Here is a 16,631-nt window from a genome sequence, read left to right on the forward strand (position 1 = left end):
CGGGGGATCCCGATCGGAGGACCGCTCAGCCGGCGAACCAGCGCTGCGGGGCCGGCCGGAGGTTCTGGTAGATGTGCTTGACCTCGGTGTACTCGCCCAGCCCCGTCGGCCCCAGCTCGCGGCCGAACCCTGACTGCTTGTACCCGCCCCACTCGGCCTGCGGCAGGTACGGGTGGAAGTCGTTGATCCAGATCGTCCCGTGGCGCAGCCGCCCGGCGACCCGCTGCGCCCTCGACGCGTCCTGCGTGAACACCGCCCCGGCCAGGCCGTAGTGGGTGTCGTTGGCGATGCGGACGGCGTCGTCCTCGTCGGTGAACGTCTCGACCGTCAGCACCGGTCCGAAGGACTCCTCGACCACAGCCGACGACCCCTGTTCCACCTGGTCCAGGATGGTCGGGAGGTAGTAGAAGCCGTCAGCAAGCGCGGGATCCTCGGGCCGGCGGCCGCCGGTGCGCAGCACCGCGCCCTCGGCCAGCGCCGCCGCGACGTACGCCTCCACCTTCTCGCGGTGGGCCGCCGAGATCAGCGGCCCGGTCTCGGCCCGCGGGTCGAAGGGGCCGCCCAGGCGGATCCGCTCGGCCCGGCGCACCAGCTCGTCGACGAACTCGTCGTGCCACTCCCGCTGCACGATCAGCCGCGCGCCCGCCGAGCACACCTGGCCCGAGTGCAGGAACACCGCCGTCAGCGCGTAGTCGACGGCCGTCTCGAAATCGGCGTCGGCGAACACCACGTTCGGGTTCTTGCCGCCCAGCTCCAGGGCCACTTTCTTGACCGTCCCGGCGGCCGCCGCGGCGATCACCCGGCCCGTTGCCAGGCCGCCGGTGAACGACACGAGGTCGACGTCCGGGTGCGACGCCAGTGGCGCGCCGGCCTCGGCGCCCGCACCGAGCACCAGGTTCGCGACTCCCGGCGGCAGGCCCGCCTCGGTGAGCAGCTTCATGAACAGGATCGCGGTGTGCGGCGTCAGCTCGCTGGGCTTGAGCACGAACGTGTTACCCGCCGCCAGCGCCGGCGCGATCTTCCACACGGTCTGCAGCAGCGGGTAGTTCCACGGCGTGATCAGCCCGCAGACCCCGACCGGCTCGTGCACGATCCGGCTGATCGCGTCCGGGTTGCCGGTGTCGACGACGCGCCCGGCGTCCTGGGCCGCGAGCTTGCCGAAGTAACGCAGGCACGCGGCGATGTCGGCCATGTCGTAGCGGCTCTCGACCAGCCGCTTGCCGGTGTCGAGCGACTCCGCGCGGGCGAACGCCTCCGCGTCGCGGTCCAGCAGGCCGGCGGTGCGCAGCAGCAGGTCGCCGCGCAGGTGCGCGGGGGTGCCGGGCCACGGGCCGCTGTCGAACGCCCGGCGCGCCGCCGCGATCGCGGCCTCGGTGTCCTTTGCGGTCCCTTCGGCGACCGTCGCGACCGGGGAACCGTCCGCCGGGCAGCGGATCTCGCGGCGCCCGCCGCCGATCGCGTCCACCCAGTCGCCGCCGATGAAGAAGTCCGCCATGGACCCATTCTCGTGGCCACGCCGCGTGACCGCCACAGCACTGCGGGGAGACGAGGTTCACCTGGCGTGATGACAGGTGGTCGCGCTCCGCCTGTGACGCCGGACGCGGCGGGCGGAACCACCCTGGCGGGTCTCCGTAGACTGGGCCGGACGTGGGGCGTGCCGACCAAGTGAGGTGGAGACGAGTGACGTTGCTGGAGTCCGTGAACGGACCGGCGGACCTGAAGCGCATGAGTGTCGAGGACCTCGGCGAACTGGCTGCCGAGATCCGGGACTTCCTCGTCGACAAGGTCCGCCGCGCCGGCGGGCACCTGGGGCCCAACCTCGGCGTCGTCGAGCTGACGCTGGCGCTGCACCGCGTGTTCGACTCGCCGCGCGACGCGATCGTCTGGGACGTCGGGCACCAGGCCTACGTGCACAAGATCGTCACCGGCCGCGTGGACGGCTTCGACAAGCTGCGTCAGACCGGCGGTGTCACCGGTTACCCGTCGCGCGCGGAGAGTGACCACGACTGGGTCGAAAGCAGCCACGCCTCCTCCGGACTGTCCTATGTGGACGGCCTGGCGAAAGCGTTCGCCCTGGAGGGCGGCGAGCGGCACGCGATCGCCGTCGTCGGCGACGGCGCGCTCACCGGCGGCATGTGCTGGGAAGCGCTCAACAACATCGCCGCGCACCGCGAGCGCCCGGTCGTCATCGTCATCAACGACAACGGCCGCTCGTACTCGCCGACCATCGGCGGCCTCGCCGACCACCTCGCCGCGCTGCGCCTCCAGCCGGGCTATGAGCGCCTGCTCGACGGCGGCCGCGAGATCCTCAAGCACACCCCGGTCGTCGGCAAGCCGATCTACGCCGCGCTGCACGCCGCGAAGGCCGGACTGAAGGACGCCCTGAGCCCGCAGGCGATGTTCTCCGACCTCGGCCTGAAGTACCTCGGCCCGGTCGACGGCCACGACCAGGTCGCGCTGGAGAAGGCCCTGCAGAGCGCGAAGGCGTTCGGCGGCGCGGTGATCGTGCACGTGGTGACCGAAAAGGGTCACGGCTACGCGCCCGCGGTCAACAACCAGCACGACCAGATGCACCAGACCGACCCGATCGACCCCGAGACCGGCCTGCCGCCGGTGAAGGGCCCGAGCTGGACCGGCGTGTTCGGCGACGAGCTGGCGAAGATCGGCGCCGAGCGCGAGGACGTCGTCGCGATCACGGCGGCGATGCTGCGGTCCACCGGGCTCGACAAGTTCGCCGAGGCGTTCCCGGACCGCTGGTACGACGTCGGGATCGCCGAGCAGCACGCGGTCACCTCGGCCGCCGGGCTCGCGATGGGTGGGCTGCACCCGGTCGTGGCGATCTACTCGACGTTCCTCAACCGCGCGTTCGACCAGGTGCTGATGGACGTCGCACTGCACCGCCAGCCGGTGACGCTGGTGCTGGACCGGGCCGGGATCACCGGGCCGGACGGGCCCAGCCACCACGGGATGTGGGACCTGTCGCTGCTCGGGATGGTGCCCGGGATGCGCGTCGCTGCTCCGCGTGACCCGGCGACGCTGCGGGAGGAACTGCGGGAGGCGGTCGCCGTCTCCGATGGGCCGACCGCGCTGCGGTTCTCGAAGGGCAAGGTCGGCGCGGATGTGACGGCGGTGGAGCGGATCGGCACGGTCGATGTGCTGCGTCGCCCGACCGAGGGCGCGGATGTCTTGCTGGTGACGGTCGGTCCGTTCGCGACGCTCGGGTTGGCGACCGCGGACCGGCTGGCCGATCAGGGGATCGGCGTGACCGTGGTGGACCCGCGGTGGGTGCTGCCCGTTCCGGCCGAGCTGGTCGCGTTGGCTTCGCAGCACAAGCTCGTGGTGACCGTCGAGGACAGCGGCCGGCACGGCGGTTTCGGGTCGGCGCTGGCCGCGATGTTCCGGGACGCCGAGTGCGACGTGCCGTTGCGGGATCTGGCGGTGCCGCAGGCGTTCCACGACCTGGGCAGCCGCGACGAGGTGCTCGGGCGGATCGGCTTGACGGCCCAGGACGTGGCTCGTCGCGTGACCGAGTGGGCCGCCGGCCGGCTGGGCTCGGAAGAGCAGCCGGCGAAGAAGGACGCCAACCGCGGCTGACCGCGGCGAACCGGCCCCCGGGAACTGTTCCCGGGGGCCGGTTCGCGGCTTCAGGTCCCGAAACTGTCGGTGCCCACCGGTAGAGTGGAAAACGGGGGGCGCCCCCGCGCGCGGGGTGAAGTCAGGCCCCGGCGTTGACCGGGAGGGGCACCGAAGCGAAGACCTCCGCGGGTTCCGGGAACAGCTTCACCAGCACCGGGTACGCCACCGCCGCCGTCGCCAGGGTCACCAGCAGGCTGATGTCCACACCGCCCGCGATGTCCCTCAGCGGGCCCGCGATCATCGGCGTGTTCGCGCACAGCAGGCCCAATGTCGTCGCCGGGATCCACGCCGCCATCGCTCGCCAGTTCACGCCTCGGGCGAACCAGTACCTCCCGCCGCGCCGGCCCTCGTTGAACACCTGCAGGTCCGCCACGTCGTAGAACCCCCGGCGCTGGACGAAGCCGATCATCATGATCACCATCCACGGGCTCGTGCACAGCACGATCAGCGTCGCGAACGCGTTGATGCTCGACACCATGTCCAGCACGAAATTGCCGATGAAGATGAACGCCACGCTCAGCGTTCCGATCAGCAGCGTCGCCTGGACCCGGGACAGGCGCGGGAAGATCGAGCTGAAGTCCAGGCCCGTGCCGTACAGCGACGTCGTTCCGGTCGACAGGCCGCCGATCAACGCCACGACGATCAGCGGGATCGCGTACCACAGCGGGGAAATCGCCGTCAGGCCCGTGATGTAGTCGGCCGGGTTCGCGACCAGCGTGGCCGTCGCGATGCCGAACCCGAACGGCAGCAACGTCGCCACCTGGGCCAGGAACGGCGCTGTCAGGAGAGAGCGCTTGCTGAACGAAGAAGGGATGTAGCGCGCCCAGTCGCCGAGGAACGCGCCGAACGAAATCGGGTTCGCCAGCGCCGTCAGCGCCGCCAGGGTGAACGTCGGCCAGAACGTGCCGAGTGCGTAGGTGCCCGTGCCGGCGTAGCCCGGGTCGAACGAGCCGCCGTACGCCAGCACGCCCAGCAGCATGATCGCCGTGCCCAGGACCACCGCGATCCGGTTCACCAGCAGCATGAACCGGTAGCCGTAGATGCACACCACCAGCGTCGCGACCGCGATCACGCCGTACGCCACGCCGCGCAGCACCGCGCCGCCGTCGAAGCCGAACAGCCGCTGTGCCGCGCCGGCCACCGCGTCGCCGCTCACCCACACCGAAATCGCGAAGAACGTGATCGCCGTCAGCAACGACAGGAACGAGCCGACGCACCGGCCGACCACGCCGAAGTGCGCTCCCGACGACACCGCGTTGTTCGTGCGCGTGCGTGGTCCGAACAACGCCATCGGCGCCAGGACCAGGCCGCCGACCACCACGCCGAGCGCGGTCGCCAGAGCCGCGTCCCGGAAGCTCAGCCCGTACGCGATCGGCAGCGTGCCCAGGATGATCGTCGCGAACGTGTTCGCGCCGCCGAACGCCATCCGGAACAGGTCGCGCGGGCGCGATGTCTGCTCCTCCGGCGGGATGGGCGCGATGCCGTTGTGCTCGACCTCCGTCACGCGCGCGCTCATGCGAACCTCGTCATGACGTGCTTGACGCGCGTGTACTCGGCGAAGGCGTACGCCGAAAGGTCCTTGCCGTGGCCGGAGTGGCCGAACCCGCCGTGCGGCATCTCCGCGACCAGCGGCCCGTGCGTGTTGACCCACACGCAGCCGAAGTCCAGCTCGGCCGACACCCGCGTCGCCACGGCGAGGTCGCGAGTCCACACCGACGACGCCAGTCCATAAGGGACGCCGTTGGCCAGCGCGACACCGGAAGCTTCGTCCGAAAAGGACTGGACCGTGACGACCGGCCCGAAGATCTCCTCCTGGACGATCTCGTCGTCCTGCCGCACGCCGGAGATCACCGTGGGGAAGAAGTAGTACCCCTGTGAGCCGAACCGCGAGCCGCCGGTTTCGATCCGCGCGTGTGCCGGCAGCCGCGAGATCAGGCCCTCGACGCGGGAGAACTGCGCCGCGCTGTTCAGCGGCCCGTAGTCGACCCCGGGGGTCTGCGCGGCCGCGACCTTCGCCAGCGCGGCGACGAAGTCGTCGTGGATCGACGCGTGCACCAGCACCCGGCTGCCTGCGGTGCAGTCCTGGCCCGCGTTGTAGAACGCCGCGCCCACGATCCCTTCCGCCGTCGCGGCGAGGTCGACGTCGGGGAAGACCAGCAGTGGTGCGTTGCCGCCCAGTTCCAGGTGCGTGCGCTTGAGGTCGGCGGCCGCGACCGTGGCGACGTCGATGCCCGCCCGCGTCGACCCGGTGATCGACACCAGGGCCGTGACCGGGTGGCGCACCAGCGCGCGGCCCGTGTCGCGGTCGCCGGTCAGCACGGTGAAGGCTCCCGAAGGCAGGAACTCCGCGGCGACCTCGGCCAGCAGCACGGCCGTCGACGGGGTCGTCTCGGCCGGCTTGAGCACCACCGTGTTGCCCGCCGCCAGGGCCGGCGCGATCTTCCAGACCGCCATCATCAGCGGGTAGTTCCACGGCGCGATCTGCGCGCAGACGCCGACCGGCTCGCGGCGGATCACCGACGTGTGGCCCGGCGCGTACTCCCCGGCCGCGGTCCCTTCCAGGTGCCGCGCGGCGCCGGCGAAGAACCGCAGCGCGCTCACGCACTCCGGGATCTCCTCTTCGAGCACCACGGACCGGATCTTGCCCGTCTCGCGGACTTCCAGGTCGGCGAACTCCGACGCCCGCGCCTCGAGCGCGTCGGCGATCTTAAGCAGAGCCAGCTGCCGCTGCGCCGGGGTGCTGCGCCGCCAGGCCGCAAACGCTTGCGCGGCGGCTTCCATGGCCTTGTCCACATCGGACTCCGAGGCGACGGCGCTGGTGCCGAACACCTCGCCGGTCGCCGGGTCGGTCAGGTCGAGCGTGCGGGTCATGCCTGCTCCAGGTGGGTCGGCGCGAACAGCTTCAGCAACGCGGGGAGGACGACGACGGACGGGCCCGGCGTGCGCAGTGCCTCGGCGAGGTCCGCGCCCACCGTGTCCAAAGAGGAGAGCCGGGCGGGGACGCCGAACGACGAGGCCAGCGCCACGAAGTCGGGCCGGGCCAGCTCGGTGGCCGTCGTCTGGCCGAACGTGTCGGTGAGGTACTCGCGCAGCACGCCGTAGCCGCCGTCGTCGACGATCAGCCACGTGACGTCGAGGCCGTGCTGCACCGCCGTGGCCAGCTCGGCGACGCCGTACATCGCGCCGCCGTCACCCGACACGGCGAGCGCCGGACCGCCCGCGGCCGCGCCGCCGAGCGCGCCCGGCAGGCCGTAGCCCAGCCCGCCCGCGCCCTGCGCGGTGTGGATCGGCGCGCCCTCGGGGTTCCACGCCGACCAGGCCCAGTACGCGGCGATCGTCATGTCCCAGAACGTCTGCGTGCCCTCGGGCAGTGCCGCGCGGACGTCGTCGATCAGCTTCCGTTCGACGGCCAGGTCCTGACCGTCCAAACGGGACTCGACCCGCGCGAGCAGTCCGGAGACCGCTTTCTCGGCCCGCCCGTCGGATGGCCGCATCGGCACCCACTCCAGCAGCGCCTGCAGCGTGAGCTTGACGTCGGCGTGGATGCCCAGGCCCGGGTAGTTCGACTCCAGCTTGCCGAGATCGGCCTCGACCTGGATCACCCGGCCGCGCGGCGCGAACTCGCGGTAGTTGCTGGACAGCTCGCCCAGGCCCGAGCCGAGCACGAGCAGGACGTCCGCGGAAGCGAGGAACTCCGTGGTGTGCCAGTCCTCCAGCCACGACCGCCCGGACAGCTCGTGGTCCCAGCCGAAGACGCCCTTGCCGCCGAACGTCGAGATCACCGGCGCACGCAACGCTTCCGCCAGGGCCTTCAGCTCGGCCGAAGCGCCGGACCGCAAGGCACCGCCGCCGGCGAGGATGACGGGGTTCGACGCCGCGGCCAGCAGGTCGGCTGCCGCGGTGACCAGCTCGGGCAGCGGTGCCAAGGCTGGGGGAGTGGCCGACACGGACGTGATCGGCGGCAGACCGGCCGGGCCGAGCAGCACGTCCTGGGGGATCTCGACCCACACCGGGCCGTAGGGCGCGGTCGCCGCCGACGTCCACGCTTCCCGCAACGCGGAAGGGATCTGGCTCGCCCGCCGCACGACGTGCACCGACTTCACGACGTCCCGGAAGCTCGCCTGCTGGTCGGGCAGTTCGTGCAGGTAGCCGTGCCGGCCGCCGCCGAGCCCGGCGACCGGGACCTGGCTGGAAATGCCGAGCACCGGCACCGACGCGGTCCGGGATTCCTGCAGCGAAGCCAACGTCAGTAACGCACCCGGCCCGGTCGAGACGACCAGGGGCGTCACCGGGACCGGCCCGTCCGGGTTCGCCGCGAGCCGGGCGCGGGCGAAACCGTCGGCGGCGAACGCGAGGTTGTTCTCGACGCGCCCGCTGATCACGCGCAGGTCGCCGGCGCGCCGCAGCGCTTCGAACAGACCCAGCGCGTGCTGGCCGGGCAGGCCGAACACCGTGTCGGCGCCCAGCGCGCGAAGGGTTTCGACGACGACGTCGCCGCCGATGCGGGTCATTCGCCCTTCCCCAGCGACAGCAGGCTCACCAGGTCGTAGGCGACGTGGGAGGCCGCGATGGCGGTGATCTCGGCGTGGTCGTAGGCCGGGGCCAGCTCGACGACGTCCGCGCCGACCAGGTTGAGGTCGCGCAGCCCGCGCAGGATCTCCAGGAGCTCGCGGCTGGTCATTCCGCCCGCTTCGGGGGTGCCGGTGCCGGGTGCGTGGGCCGGGTCGAGCACGTCGATGTCGACCGAGACGTACAGCGGCCGGTCGCCGATCCGCTGCCGCAGCGCGTCCACGGTCTCGGCGACGCCGCGGCGCAGGACGTCGCCGGAGGTGACGATCCCGAAGCCGAGCCGGCGGTCCTCTTCGAGGTCGCGCTTGCCGTACAGCGGCCCGCGCGTGCCGACGTGCGACAGCGCACTCGTGTCGAGGATGCCTTCCTCGGACGCCCGCCGGAACGGCGTGCCGTGCGTGTACGGCTCGCCGAAGTAGGTGTCCCAGGTGTCGAGGTGCGCGTCGAAGTGCAGCAGCGCGACGGGTCCGTGCTTCTTCGCCGCCGCGCGCAGCAGCGGGAGCGCGATGGTGTGGTCGCCGCCGACGGTCACCAGCCGCGTCCCGTTCGCCTGCAGTGCTTCGGCTTCCTGCTGCAGCGTCTCGATCGCTTCGCCGATGTTGAACGGGTTGACCGCGATGTCGCCCGCGTCGACCACCTGCATCTGCTCGAACGGCGAGACGTCCAGCTCCGGGTGGTACGGCCGCAGCAGCCGGCTCGCCTCGCGCACGGCGGCCGGGCCGAACCGCGCGCCGGGCCGGTAGGACACGCCGGAGTCGAAGGGCACCCCGACGACGGCGACGTCGGCGCGCTCGACCTGGTCGATCCGCGGCAGCCGCGCGAAGGTCGCGAAGCCGGCGAACCGGGGGACGCGCGACGAGTCGAGGGGTCCGATGTTAGGCACTGGTGGGCTCCTGTTCCCGGGTCTCGGTGGTGGTGTCTTCGCCGGCCAGGCGGCGGGTCCAAAGGGAGAGAATCGAGTCGGCCGTGCGGGGCGTGGCGAAGCTGACCGCCAGGTAGACGACCAGGCTCGCGCCGAGGCCCCAGTAGATCGGGGTGTTGGCGTCGACGCCGTCGATGATCATGAACGCGATCACCGACACCGTGCCGGCCACCATCGACGCGTACGCGCCCTGCCGCGTGCCGCGCTTCCAGAACAGCGCGCCGACGATCGCGACGAGCAGGCCGCCGACCAGGATGTCGTAGGCGATGGTGAGCGCGTTGACGACGTCGTCGACGACCATCGCGATGCCGATGGCCAGCAGGCCGAGCACGAGCGTGGCGATCCGGTTGCGGCTGACTTCGCCGCCCTTCTTCAGGCCGAGCTTGCTGAGCAGGTCCGACGTCGTCGTGGTGGAACACGCGATCAGCGCGCCGCTCGCGGTCGACATCATCGCCGAGAGCGCGGCGGCCAGCACGAGGCCGCGGACGCCGGTCGGCAGCAGCCGCTCGACGATCGTCGCGAAGGCGTCCTGCGCGCTGGCGAGGTCCGGGTAGAGCGTGTGGGCCGCGGTGCCGATCAGGGCGCCGGCCAGGCCGTAGACCAGACAGTAGACGCCGGAGGTGATGCCGCCGGACGTCGCGATCGCCGGCGTGCGCGCGGTGAACACGCGCTGCCAGATGTCCTGGCCGATCAGCAGGCCGAAGGTGTAGATGACGAAGTAGGTGATGATCGTGTCGGTGCCGATCGAGGTGAAGCTGAAGAAGCTCGCGTCGAGCTTTTCGCTCATCCCGGAGAAGCCGCCCGCGGAAGAGATCGCGACCGGCAGCAGGATCGCCAGGATGCCGATGGTCTTGATGACGAACTGGGCGATGTCGGTGAGCGTGATCGACCACATGCCGCCGAGCACCGAGTAGAGGACGACGATCGAGCCGCCGACCGCGATGCCCGCCCAGTTCGGCAGGTCGAACAGGACCTTGAAGATGGTCGCGAAGGCCAGCGTCGAGGTGACCGTGAGCATCAGCGTGTAGCCCCACATGACGACGCCGGACACCGCGCTGGTGCGGCCGCCGTAGCGCAGGTCGAGCATCTCGCCGACGGTGTAGACCTTCAGCCGCACCAGCCGCCGCGCGAACAGCGCGTGCAGCACCAGGATGCCGACGCCGATGCTGACCACCAGCCACATGCCGGAAATGCCGTAGGTGTAGCCGAGCTTGACGCCGCCGACGGTCGACGCGCCGCCGAGCACGACGGCCGACATCGTGCCGGAGTACATGAACCAGCCCAGCCGCCGCCCGGCCACCAGGTAGTCGGACTTCGTCTTCGCGAGCCGGAGGCCGTACCAGCCGACCCCGAGCATCCCCGCGATGTACAGCGCGATCACCGCGTAGTCGCCGGTCACGGTGTCCTCCTCACGTCGTTTCGGGTCACCGTAGGTTCGCCCGCCACCCCTTGGGCATGGGATGATTCATCCCCATGTCGACTTCGATAGGGATGAAATGACCTCGAGCACGGATGCGCTGTCCACGGAGGTGAATGTCCCGTTACGGGACGTGGTCGGCAACCGGGAGCTCGCGCTGGAGGTCGTCCCGGAGACCCTGCGGCCGGGCGCGCTGGACGCCCCGGTGCGCTGGGCGCACGTGAGCGAGCTGCAGGATCCCGCGCCCTACCTGCTGGGCGGCGAGCTGATCCTCACCGCCGGGGTCGACCTGCCGGAGCAGGTCGACCGGTACGTGCGCGGGCTGCGCGACGCCGGCGTGACGGCGCTGGGGTTCGGGCTCACCCCGACGGTGCACGAGACGCTGCCGGAGCCGCTGCGCCGGGCGTGCGCGCGGCGCGGGCTGCCGCTGCTGGTGGTGCCCTCGCGCACGCCGTTCCTGGCGGTCAACCGGGCGGTCTCGGTGGCGCTGACCGAGGCCGGCCAGCGGGACCAGCGGCGGATCACGGCGGCGCGCGAGACGCTGACGCGCGCCGCGGGGGGCGGGCTCGGCGAGCTGACGTCGGCGCTGGCGGCGGTGCTGCGGTCGTGGGTCGCCCTGGTCGGCGCGGGGGACGTGCTGGCCTCGGCGCACGACGCGCCCACGCCGCTGCCGCTCCCCGTGCGGGAGCTGATGGCGACCGTGCGGGCGGGCAGCGGGATCCGGAGCGCGACCACCGAGCTCGACGGCGGCATCGTCGTCGTCCAGCCGGTGTACCCGCAGGCCACGGCGTCGCACCTGGTGGTCGTCGGCCGGGCCGGGCGGCTCGACGGCGCCGAGCGGGCGATCCTCGCGGTCGGCGCGGCCCTGCTGGGCCTGGTCGGCCGCGCGGGCTCGGACGCGGCCGAGCTGGGCGCGGCGGCGACGGGGCTCCTGCTGGGCCGGGTGTCGCCGGGGGAGGCGGCCTGGTCGGTGCTGGGGTCGGAGGTGGTCCGGCTGGTCGCGGGCGCGGAGCACCGGCGCGGCCCGGGCGAGGTGGCCCGGCGGCCCGACTGGCTGCGGGCGCGGCTGGACACCCCGCTGGTCTCGGTTCTCCCCGGGCCGTCGTTCGTGGCGGTCGCGGGGACGAGCCCGGCGCCGGAGGTGCTCGAGGACCTGCGCGAGCACGGCTGGCTCGCGGCGGTGGGCTCGCCGGTCCCGGCCGGCCGGGCGGCGGGCGCGGTGGCGGAGCTGGACCTGCTGCTGGCCCGCGCCCGGGCGCTCGGCCGCGCGGTCGTCGCGGGCGACGGCCCGCCGGACCCCGGCGCACTGCTCGATCCGGCCGCGGCCCGCGGATTCGCTTCGAAGGTCCTGGAGCCGCTGGTGGCGCTGGACCGGGCGGGGGATCGCTCGCTGGCGCCGACGCTGCGAACGTGGCTGGCCCACCACGGCGCGTGGGAGCCGACGGCGGCGGAGCTGGGCGTCCACCGCAACAGCGTCCGGCACCGGATCGCGCAGGTGGAGAAGGCTTTGGGGGTGGACTTGGCGGACCCGGAGGCCCGGATGCGGCTGTGGTTCGCCTTGCGGTGGCTCTCACCGGTCACACACAGTCCTTAAAGGGCACTCTCAGGAAAATATGGGATTGTGGGCTCGTGCGAGTTTTGGTAGTCGAGGACGAAGAACCCCTGGCCGACGCGATCGCCCGCGGCCTCCGCCGCGAAGGCATGGCCGTGGACGTCGCGCTCACCGGGGACGATGGGCACGAAAAAGCCGCCGTCACGCGGTATGACGTCGTGTTGCTGGACCGGGATCTGCCCGGGATGTCCGGGGACGAGCTGTGCCGGGAGATCGTCGCCTCCGGGGAGCTGACCCGGGTGCTGATGCTCACCGCCAGCAGCTCGGTGTCCGACCGCGTCGACGGGCTCTCCCTCGGTGCCGACGACTACCTCGCCAAGCCCTTCGCCTTCCCCGAGCTCGTCGCGCGCGTGCGGGCGCTGGGCCGGCGGGCCACGCCGGCCGCGCCGCCGCTGCTCACCGCCGGGGACGTCGAACTCGACCCCGCCAAGCGGACCGTGCGGCGGGCGAGCGGGCCCGTGGAGCTGACGCGCAAGGAGTTCGGCGTCCTCGAGGTCCTCCTGCAGGCCGCCGGATCCGTGGTCAGCAGCGAGGAACTCCTCGAACGCGTCTGGGACGAGAACGCCGACCCGTTCACCACGACCGTCCGGGTCACCGTCATGACGCTGCGCAAAAAGCTCGGCGAGCCGGGGATCATCGAGACCGTCGTCGGCTCCGGGTACCGGGTGCCGGAACCCGGCACGCCGCAGCGCGCGTGAACCTGCCGGGCACCCGCAGCCTCCGCGCCCGGATCACCCTGCTCGCGACCGTGCTGGTCGCCGCCGTCAGCCTGCTGCTGCTCTGGCTCGCCTGGACGCTGGTGCGGGATTCGCTCGACAGCGTCCCGCAGATGCCGCCGGGCAGCACGGTCGTCGTCGACGGCGTCACGGTCGACGCCTCGACGCTCGCCGAGCACCTGCGCGTGCACGCCCGGAACCGGATGCTGCTCTTCGGGTCGATCGCGTTCCTGCTGGTGGTGGCGGCCGCGGCGATCCTCGCCTGGACGTTCACCTCCCGCGTCCTGCTGCCGTTGCGCGAGATCACCGGCACCGCGCGGCGGCTGTCGGTCGAGTCGCTGGGGGAACGGATCGGCGCGGTGCGCCCGCGTGACGAACTGGCCGTGCTGGCGGAGACGTTCGACGCCATGCTCGACCGGCTCCAGTCCGCCTTCGACGCGCAGCGCCACTTCGTCGCGAACGCGAGCCACGAGCTACGGACGCCGTTGTCGGTGATCCGCACGGAACTCGACGTCACCCTCGCCGACGACGACGCCGACGAAGCCGAGCTGCGGCGGATGGGCGGCGTGGTCCGCGACGCGACCGAACGCGCCGGGCAGCTGGTGAACTCGCTGCTGCTGCTGGCCCGCACCGACGGCGCCGGGCTCGGCGTCCGCGAGCCGGTCGACCTGGCCGTGGTCATCGACCGGGCCTGGCGCGCGGTGCGGCTGGAAGCCGAGAAACGCGCGATCCGGGCGACGTTCGCGGTGGTGCCGGCGCCCGCGTTCGGCGATCCGGCGCTGCTGGAGCGGATCGCGGGCAACCTGCTGGAGAACGCCGTCCGCCACAACGTCGAGGGCGGCTGGCTGGAGGTCGTGACCCAGCCGGGGCCGCGGTGGTCGACGCTGCGGGTGCGCTCGTCCGGCGGCCTGGTGGACCCGGCGACGGTGGCGGAGCTGTTCGAGCCGTTCCGCCGGGCCGGGGTGGCGCGGACGGCCCGGTCGGGCGCGGGCCTGGGGCTGTCGATCGTGCGGGCGGCGGTGGCGGCGCACGGCGGAAGCGTGACGGCGGAACCCATCGTGGGCGGCGGTCTCGGCGTGACGGTCCACCTGCCCGTCCGGTAACTGCTCAGCCGAGGGCGAGACCCGCGCGGAGCACGCCCGCCGCGTGGACCATGGCCGCCCGGGCGTCCGGGTCGATGCCCACCCGGTTCGCGAAGCCGTGCAGCTGTCCCTCGTGACGTCGGTGCACCAAAGGCACTCCCGCCGCGGCCAAGCGAGCCGCGTACGCCTCACCTTCGTCGCGAAGCAGGTCGAAGCCGCACGTTGCCACGTACGTCGGCGGAAGACCTTCGAGGGCGTCGTCGTACAGGACCGACGCCCGCGGGTCCGCGTACAGCGCCGGATCCCGCACGTACTGGTCGCGGTACCAGGCCCACTCGTCGCGGTCCAGGCGGAAGCCGGAACCGAACTGCCGGTGCGACTCCGACGAACCCAGCGCGTCCGTCGCCGGGCTCAACAGCAGGCTGAACGCCGGCCGGGGCAGCTCGCCGCGGGCCGCCGCGTGGGCCACCACCGCCGCCAGGTTGCCGCCGCTGCTGTCGCCGCCCACCGCCAGCCGCGCCGGGTCGATGCCGAATTCCCCCGCGTGCTCGTGGACGAAGGCGAACGCCGCCACCGCGTCCGAAGCCGCCGCCGGGAACGGGTGTTCCGGCGCCAGCCGGTAGCCGATCGACACCACCCGCACGCCGGCCTCCTCGGCCAGCAGCCGGCACGCGCCCTCGTGCGTGTCGAGCCCGCCGAGGACGAACCCGCCGCCGTGGAAGTACACGATCGCCGGGGCGGGCGCCGGGACGCCGGCCGGTTCGTACCGCCGCAGCGGCAGCGGGCCACCCGGCCCGGGCCACCCCGAGTCGCGCGTCCGGACGCCCGGGCAGATCCCGGCGCCGGCCAGCGCGCCCGCCAGGTTCAGCTCGGTCCGCGCCCGCGCGAGGCTGCCGTTCTGGTGCGGCGCGTCGAACGGCGCGAACCGCGACACCCGCATCAGCATCCGCGCGGTCGGCACCGGCTGCCGCCCGTCGACCACCACCGGCCGGCCCGCGAGCACGCGCAACACCGGTGACGGCAACCGCAGCAGCCACCGCAACCCGATCATGATCGACCGGACGAGCAGCACTCTCCTGTTCAGCACACGTCCACGAAAATCGGGTTCGCGTACATCCACAAGTCCTCGAACGGGTTCGCCTGCCCGATCACGTCCGGAGTCGGCTCCGAAGTGCCGTTCGAGCCGCGTACTCGCGCGTAGAACGGCGAGCGCACGTTCCGGAAGGTGTGCCGGAAGACCACCTGCCGGCCGGGCGCCCACCGCGGCTCGAACGACTCGGCGACCTTCGTGCCCGGCGCCGTCATCGTGTCGGGATCGGTCACGGCGCCGGTCACCGGGCCCGCGACGACGTCCAGCCGCGCCAGCCTCGGCACCGAACCACCACCGTGGGGCCGCGCCGCGAGCCGCGCCGAAACCACCAGCGTGACGTCCGAACCGCGGCGCACCCGCAGCCGGCCGCCCAGCGTCGCCGCGGCACCACCGCCGTACGCGCCGACTTCAAGGGACTGGACCAGGCCGCCGTGCACGCCCCAGACCCGCCCGGCCCGCAGGCCCTCCAGGACGCCTTCGAGACTTCGCCGCGTCACACCGACGTACGTGCGGCTGAACTCGCCGGGGTAGAAGTCGGCGTAGGGCGCGAGCAGCTGCGGGGAGCCGGTGTCGACCGGGTCCGGGAACTTGCCGTGGGTGTCGTACCAGTCGTCGGCCACCTGCGGCCGCACGAGCGTGTCGCCGCGGTTGTAGTGCGAGTCGGAGTTGGTCGTGATCCACCACGGCTTGCCCTCGGCGAGCAGCGAGTCCCACAGGCCGCCGACCTTCGCCGTCGCCCAGTCCCAGCCGCCGTATGACCGGTACGCCTCGGCCGGGAAGCCCGGCCACGAGTTCGGGCCGGCGCTGTTGGCGTAGCCGCCGCGCGCGCCGCCGTTGCCGAGCGGCTTCGGGAAGCCGTCGGCCTGCGCGCCGGGCGCGCCTTCCATGCCGATGACGATGTTCGGCGCGGCATCGCGGTAGGCGCGCAGCTCGTGCGGCGCGATCCGGCCGTTGCGCAGCGGGTGGTTGATCAGCACCACCGGCGCGTGGATCCGCTTCGCCTGTTCCTCCGCCGCCAGCCAGCGCAACGCCCGCAGCGCGAGGGCCTCGTTCGCCGGGCTCGACGCCTCGGAGTTCGTCAGCCGCCAGTCGAAGGCGCGTTCGAACTCGCGCAGCTTCGCGGCCTGGTCCCGGCCCGCCTGGAAGAACACCGTCGCGTGTTCGGCGCCCGGGACGTTCCACTCCATGCCGTGCCACAGCAGCAGATCCGGGTACTTCCGCCGGGCGGCGAGGAAGTCCGCCTCGGTCGGCTCGACCGACACCTTCTCGTGCTCGGCGTGCCCGTGGTCGGTGAAGACGATCCAGTCGGCGCCGTGCGCCCGGCCTCCGCGGGCGATCTGGTCGATCCGGTACATCGCGTCGTAGGAGTACTGGCTGTGCGTGTGGTGGTCGCCCACCAGCCACTGGTAGCGACCGCACAGCCGGCTCACGTCGAAGCTTTCGGAAGGAGCGGGGAGGGGCGCGCCCGCGGCGGCGGCCGCGAGCCCGGCGCCCTTGAGGAACCGGCGTCTGTCGGTGGTCACGCGCGGACGCTAAGCCGCCGGGGTGAACGGGCGGTGTCCCGGCGGCCAACGTGTGCTGTGATCT

General features: G+C 72.5%; 12 protein-coding genes. 4 read left to right on the top strand and 8 right to left on the bottom strand.

The features are described from left to right. Positions 1-25: 25 nt before the first annotated feature. Positions 26-1,495, bottom strand: a complete 1,470-nt coding sequence (locus tag BLV96_RS32380) for an aldehyde dehydrogenase family protein (protein ID WP_086676749.1) — start codon at positions 1,493-1,495, stop codon at positions 26-28. 185 nt (positions 1,496-1,680) lie between these two features. On the opposite strand from BLV96_RS32380, the gene dxs reads away from it, so the two are divergent. Beyond that, positions 1,681-3,594 carry a 1-deoxy-D-xylulose-5-phosphate synthase gene (gene dxs, locus BLV96_RS32385; RefSeq protein WP_086676750.1) on the top strand — a complete coding sequence of 638 codons (1,914 nt, stop codon included), beginning with the start codon at positions 1,681-1,683 and terminating at the stop codon, positions 3,592-3,594. 121 nt (positions 3,595-3,715) lie between these two features. On the opposite strand, the gene BLV96_RS32390 is transcribed toward dxs, so the two are convergent. From BLV96_RS32390 to BLV96_RS32410, 5 genes are read right to left on the bottom strand one after another with little or no spacing between them, the layout of a single operon-like run. Further along, positions 3,716-5,152: a purine-cytosine permease family protein gene (locus BLV96_RS32390; RefSeq protein WP_086676751.1), complete on the bottom strand. Its 1,437-nt coding sequence runs from the start codon at positions 5,150-5,152 to the stop codon at positions 3,716-3,718. Continuing rightward, positions 5,149-6,507, bottom strand: coding sequence for an aminobutyraldehyde dehydrogenase (locus tag BLV96_RS32395; protein ID WP_086676752.1), 1,359 nt, complete (start codon positions 6,505-6,507; stop codon positions 5,149-5,151). The genes BLV96_RS32390 and BLV96_RS32395 overlap by 4 nt, the downstream gene beginning before the upstream one ends. Continuing rightward, a complete protein-coding gene (locus BLV96_RS32400; RefSeq protein WP_086676753.1) occupies positions 6,504-8,147 on the bottom strand; it encodes a thiamine pyrophosphate-binding protein in 1,644 nt (547 codons plus the stop codon). Before BLV96_RS32400 ends, BLV96_RS32395 begins: the two co-directional genes overlap by 4 nt. Next, complete coding sequence (gene speB, locus BLV96_RS32405) at positions 8,144-9,088, bottom strand: agmatinase (protein WP_086676754.1); 945 nt, start codon at positions 9,086-9,088, stop codon at positions 8,144-8,146. The genes BLV96_RS32400 and speB overlap by 4 nt, the downstream gene beginning before the upstream one ends. After that, positions 9,081-10,526, bottom strand: a complete 1,446-nt coding sequence (locus tag BLV96_RS32410) for a sodium:solute symporter family protein (protein WP_086676755.1) — start codon at positions 10,524-10,526, stop codon at positions 9,081-9,083. The genes speB and BLV96_RS32410 overlap by 8 nt, the downstream gene beginning before the upstream one ends. Positions 10,527-10,623: 97 nt before the next feature. Between BLV96_RS32410 and BLV96_RS32415 the strand changes: the two genes are divergently transcribed. From BLV96_RS32415 to BLV96_RS32425, 3 genes are read left to right on the top strand one after another with little or no spacing between them, the layout of a single operon-like run. Then, the gene (locus tag BLV96_RS32415; protein ID WP_208608375.1) at positions 10,624-12,138 is read left to right on the top strand and encodes a PucR family transcriptional regulator; all 1,515 of its coding nucleotides are present in this window, start codon (positions 10,624-10,626) and stop codon (positions 12,136-12,138) included. 35 nt (positions 12,139-12,173) lie between these two features. Further along, positions 12,174-12,854: a response regulator transcription factor gene (locus BLV96_RS32420; protein ID WP_043781112.1), complete on the top strand. Its 681-nt coding sequence runs from the start codon at positions 12,174-12,176 to the stop codon at positions 12,852-12,854. Continuing rightward, entirely contained in the window at positions 12,851-13,975 is a 1,125-nt protein-coding gene (locus BLV96_RS32425) for a sensor histidine kinase (protein ID WP_086676757.1), read from the top strand. The genes BLV96_RS32420 and BLV96_RS32425 overlap by 4 nt, the downstream gene beginning before the upstream one ends. Before the next feature lie 4 nt (positions 13,976-13,979). On the opposite strand, the gene BLV96_RS32430 is transcribed toward BLV96_RS32425, so the two are convergent. Further along, complete coding sequence (locus BLV96_RS32430; RefSeq protein ID WP_086676758.1) at positions 13,980-15,041, bottom strand: alpha/beta hydrolase; 1,062 nt, start codon at positions 15,039-15,041, stop codon at positions 13,980-13,982. Next, positions 15,035-16,567, bottom strand: coding sequence for a twin-arginine translocation signal domain-containing protein (locus BLV96_RS32435; RefSeq protein ID WP_086676759.1), 1,533 nt, complete (start codon positions 16,565-16,567; stop codon positions 15,035-15,037). Before BLV96_RS32435 ends, BLV96_RS32430 begins: the two co-directional genes overlap by 7 nt. Between the last annotated feature and the right edge of the window lie 64 nt (positions 16,568-16,631).

Origin of the sequence: Amycolatopsis pretoriensis (assembly GCF_900107925.1) — a bacterium.
Classification (GTDB): Bacteria; Actinomycetota; Actinomycetes; order Mycobacteriales; family Pseudonocardiaceae; genus Amycolatopsis; species Amycolatopsis pretoriensis.

Bases quoted from the DNA above. Each gene is read 5' to 3' on its own strand.
- BLV96_RS32395 (WP_086676752.1), bottom strand. From the start codon at position 6,507: ATGACCCGCACGCTCGACCTGACCGACCCGGCGACCGGCGAGGTGTTC.
- BLV96_RS32400 (WP_086676753.1), bottom strand. From the start codon at position 8,147: ATGACCCGCATCGGCGGCGACGTCGTCGTCGAAACCCTTCGCGCGCTG.
- BLV96_RS32390 (WP_086676751.1), bottom strand. From the start codon at position 5,152: ATGAGCGCGCGCGTGACGGAGGTCGAGCACAACGGCATCGCGCCCATC.
- BLV96_RS32415 (WP_208608375.1), top strand. From the start codon at position 10,624: ATGACCTCGAGCACGGATGCGCTGTCCACGGAGGTGAATGTCCCGTTA.
- BLV96_RS32380 (WP_086676749.1), bottom strand. From the start codon at position 1,495: ATGGCGGACTTCTTCATCGGCGGCGACTGGGTGGACGCGATCGGCGGC.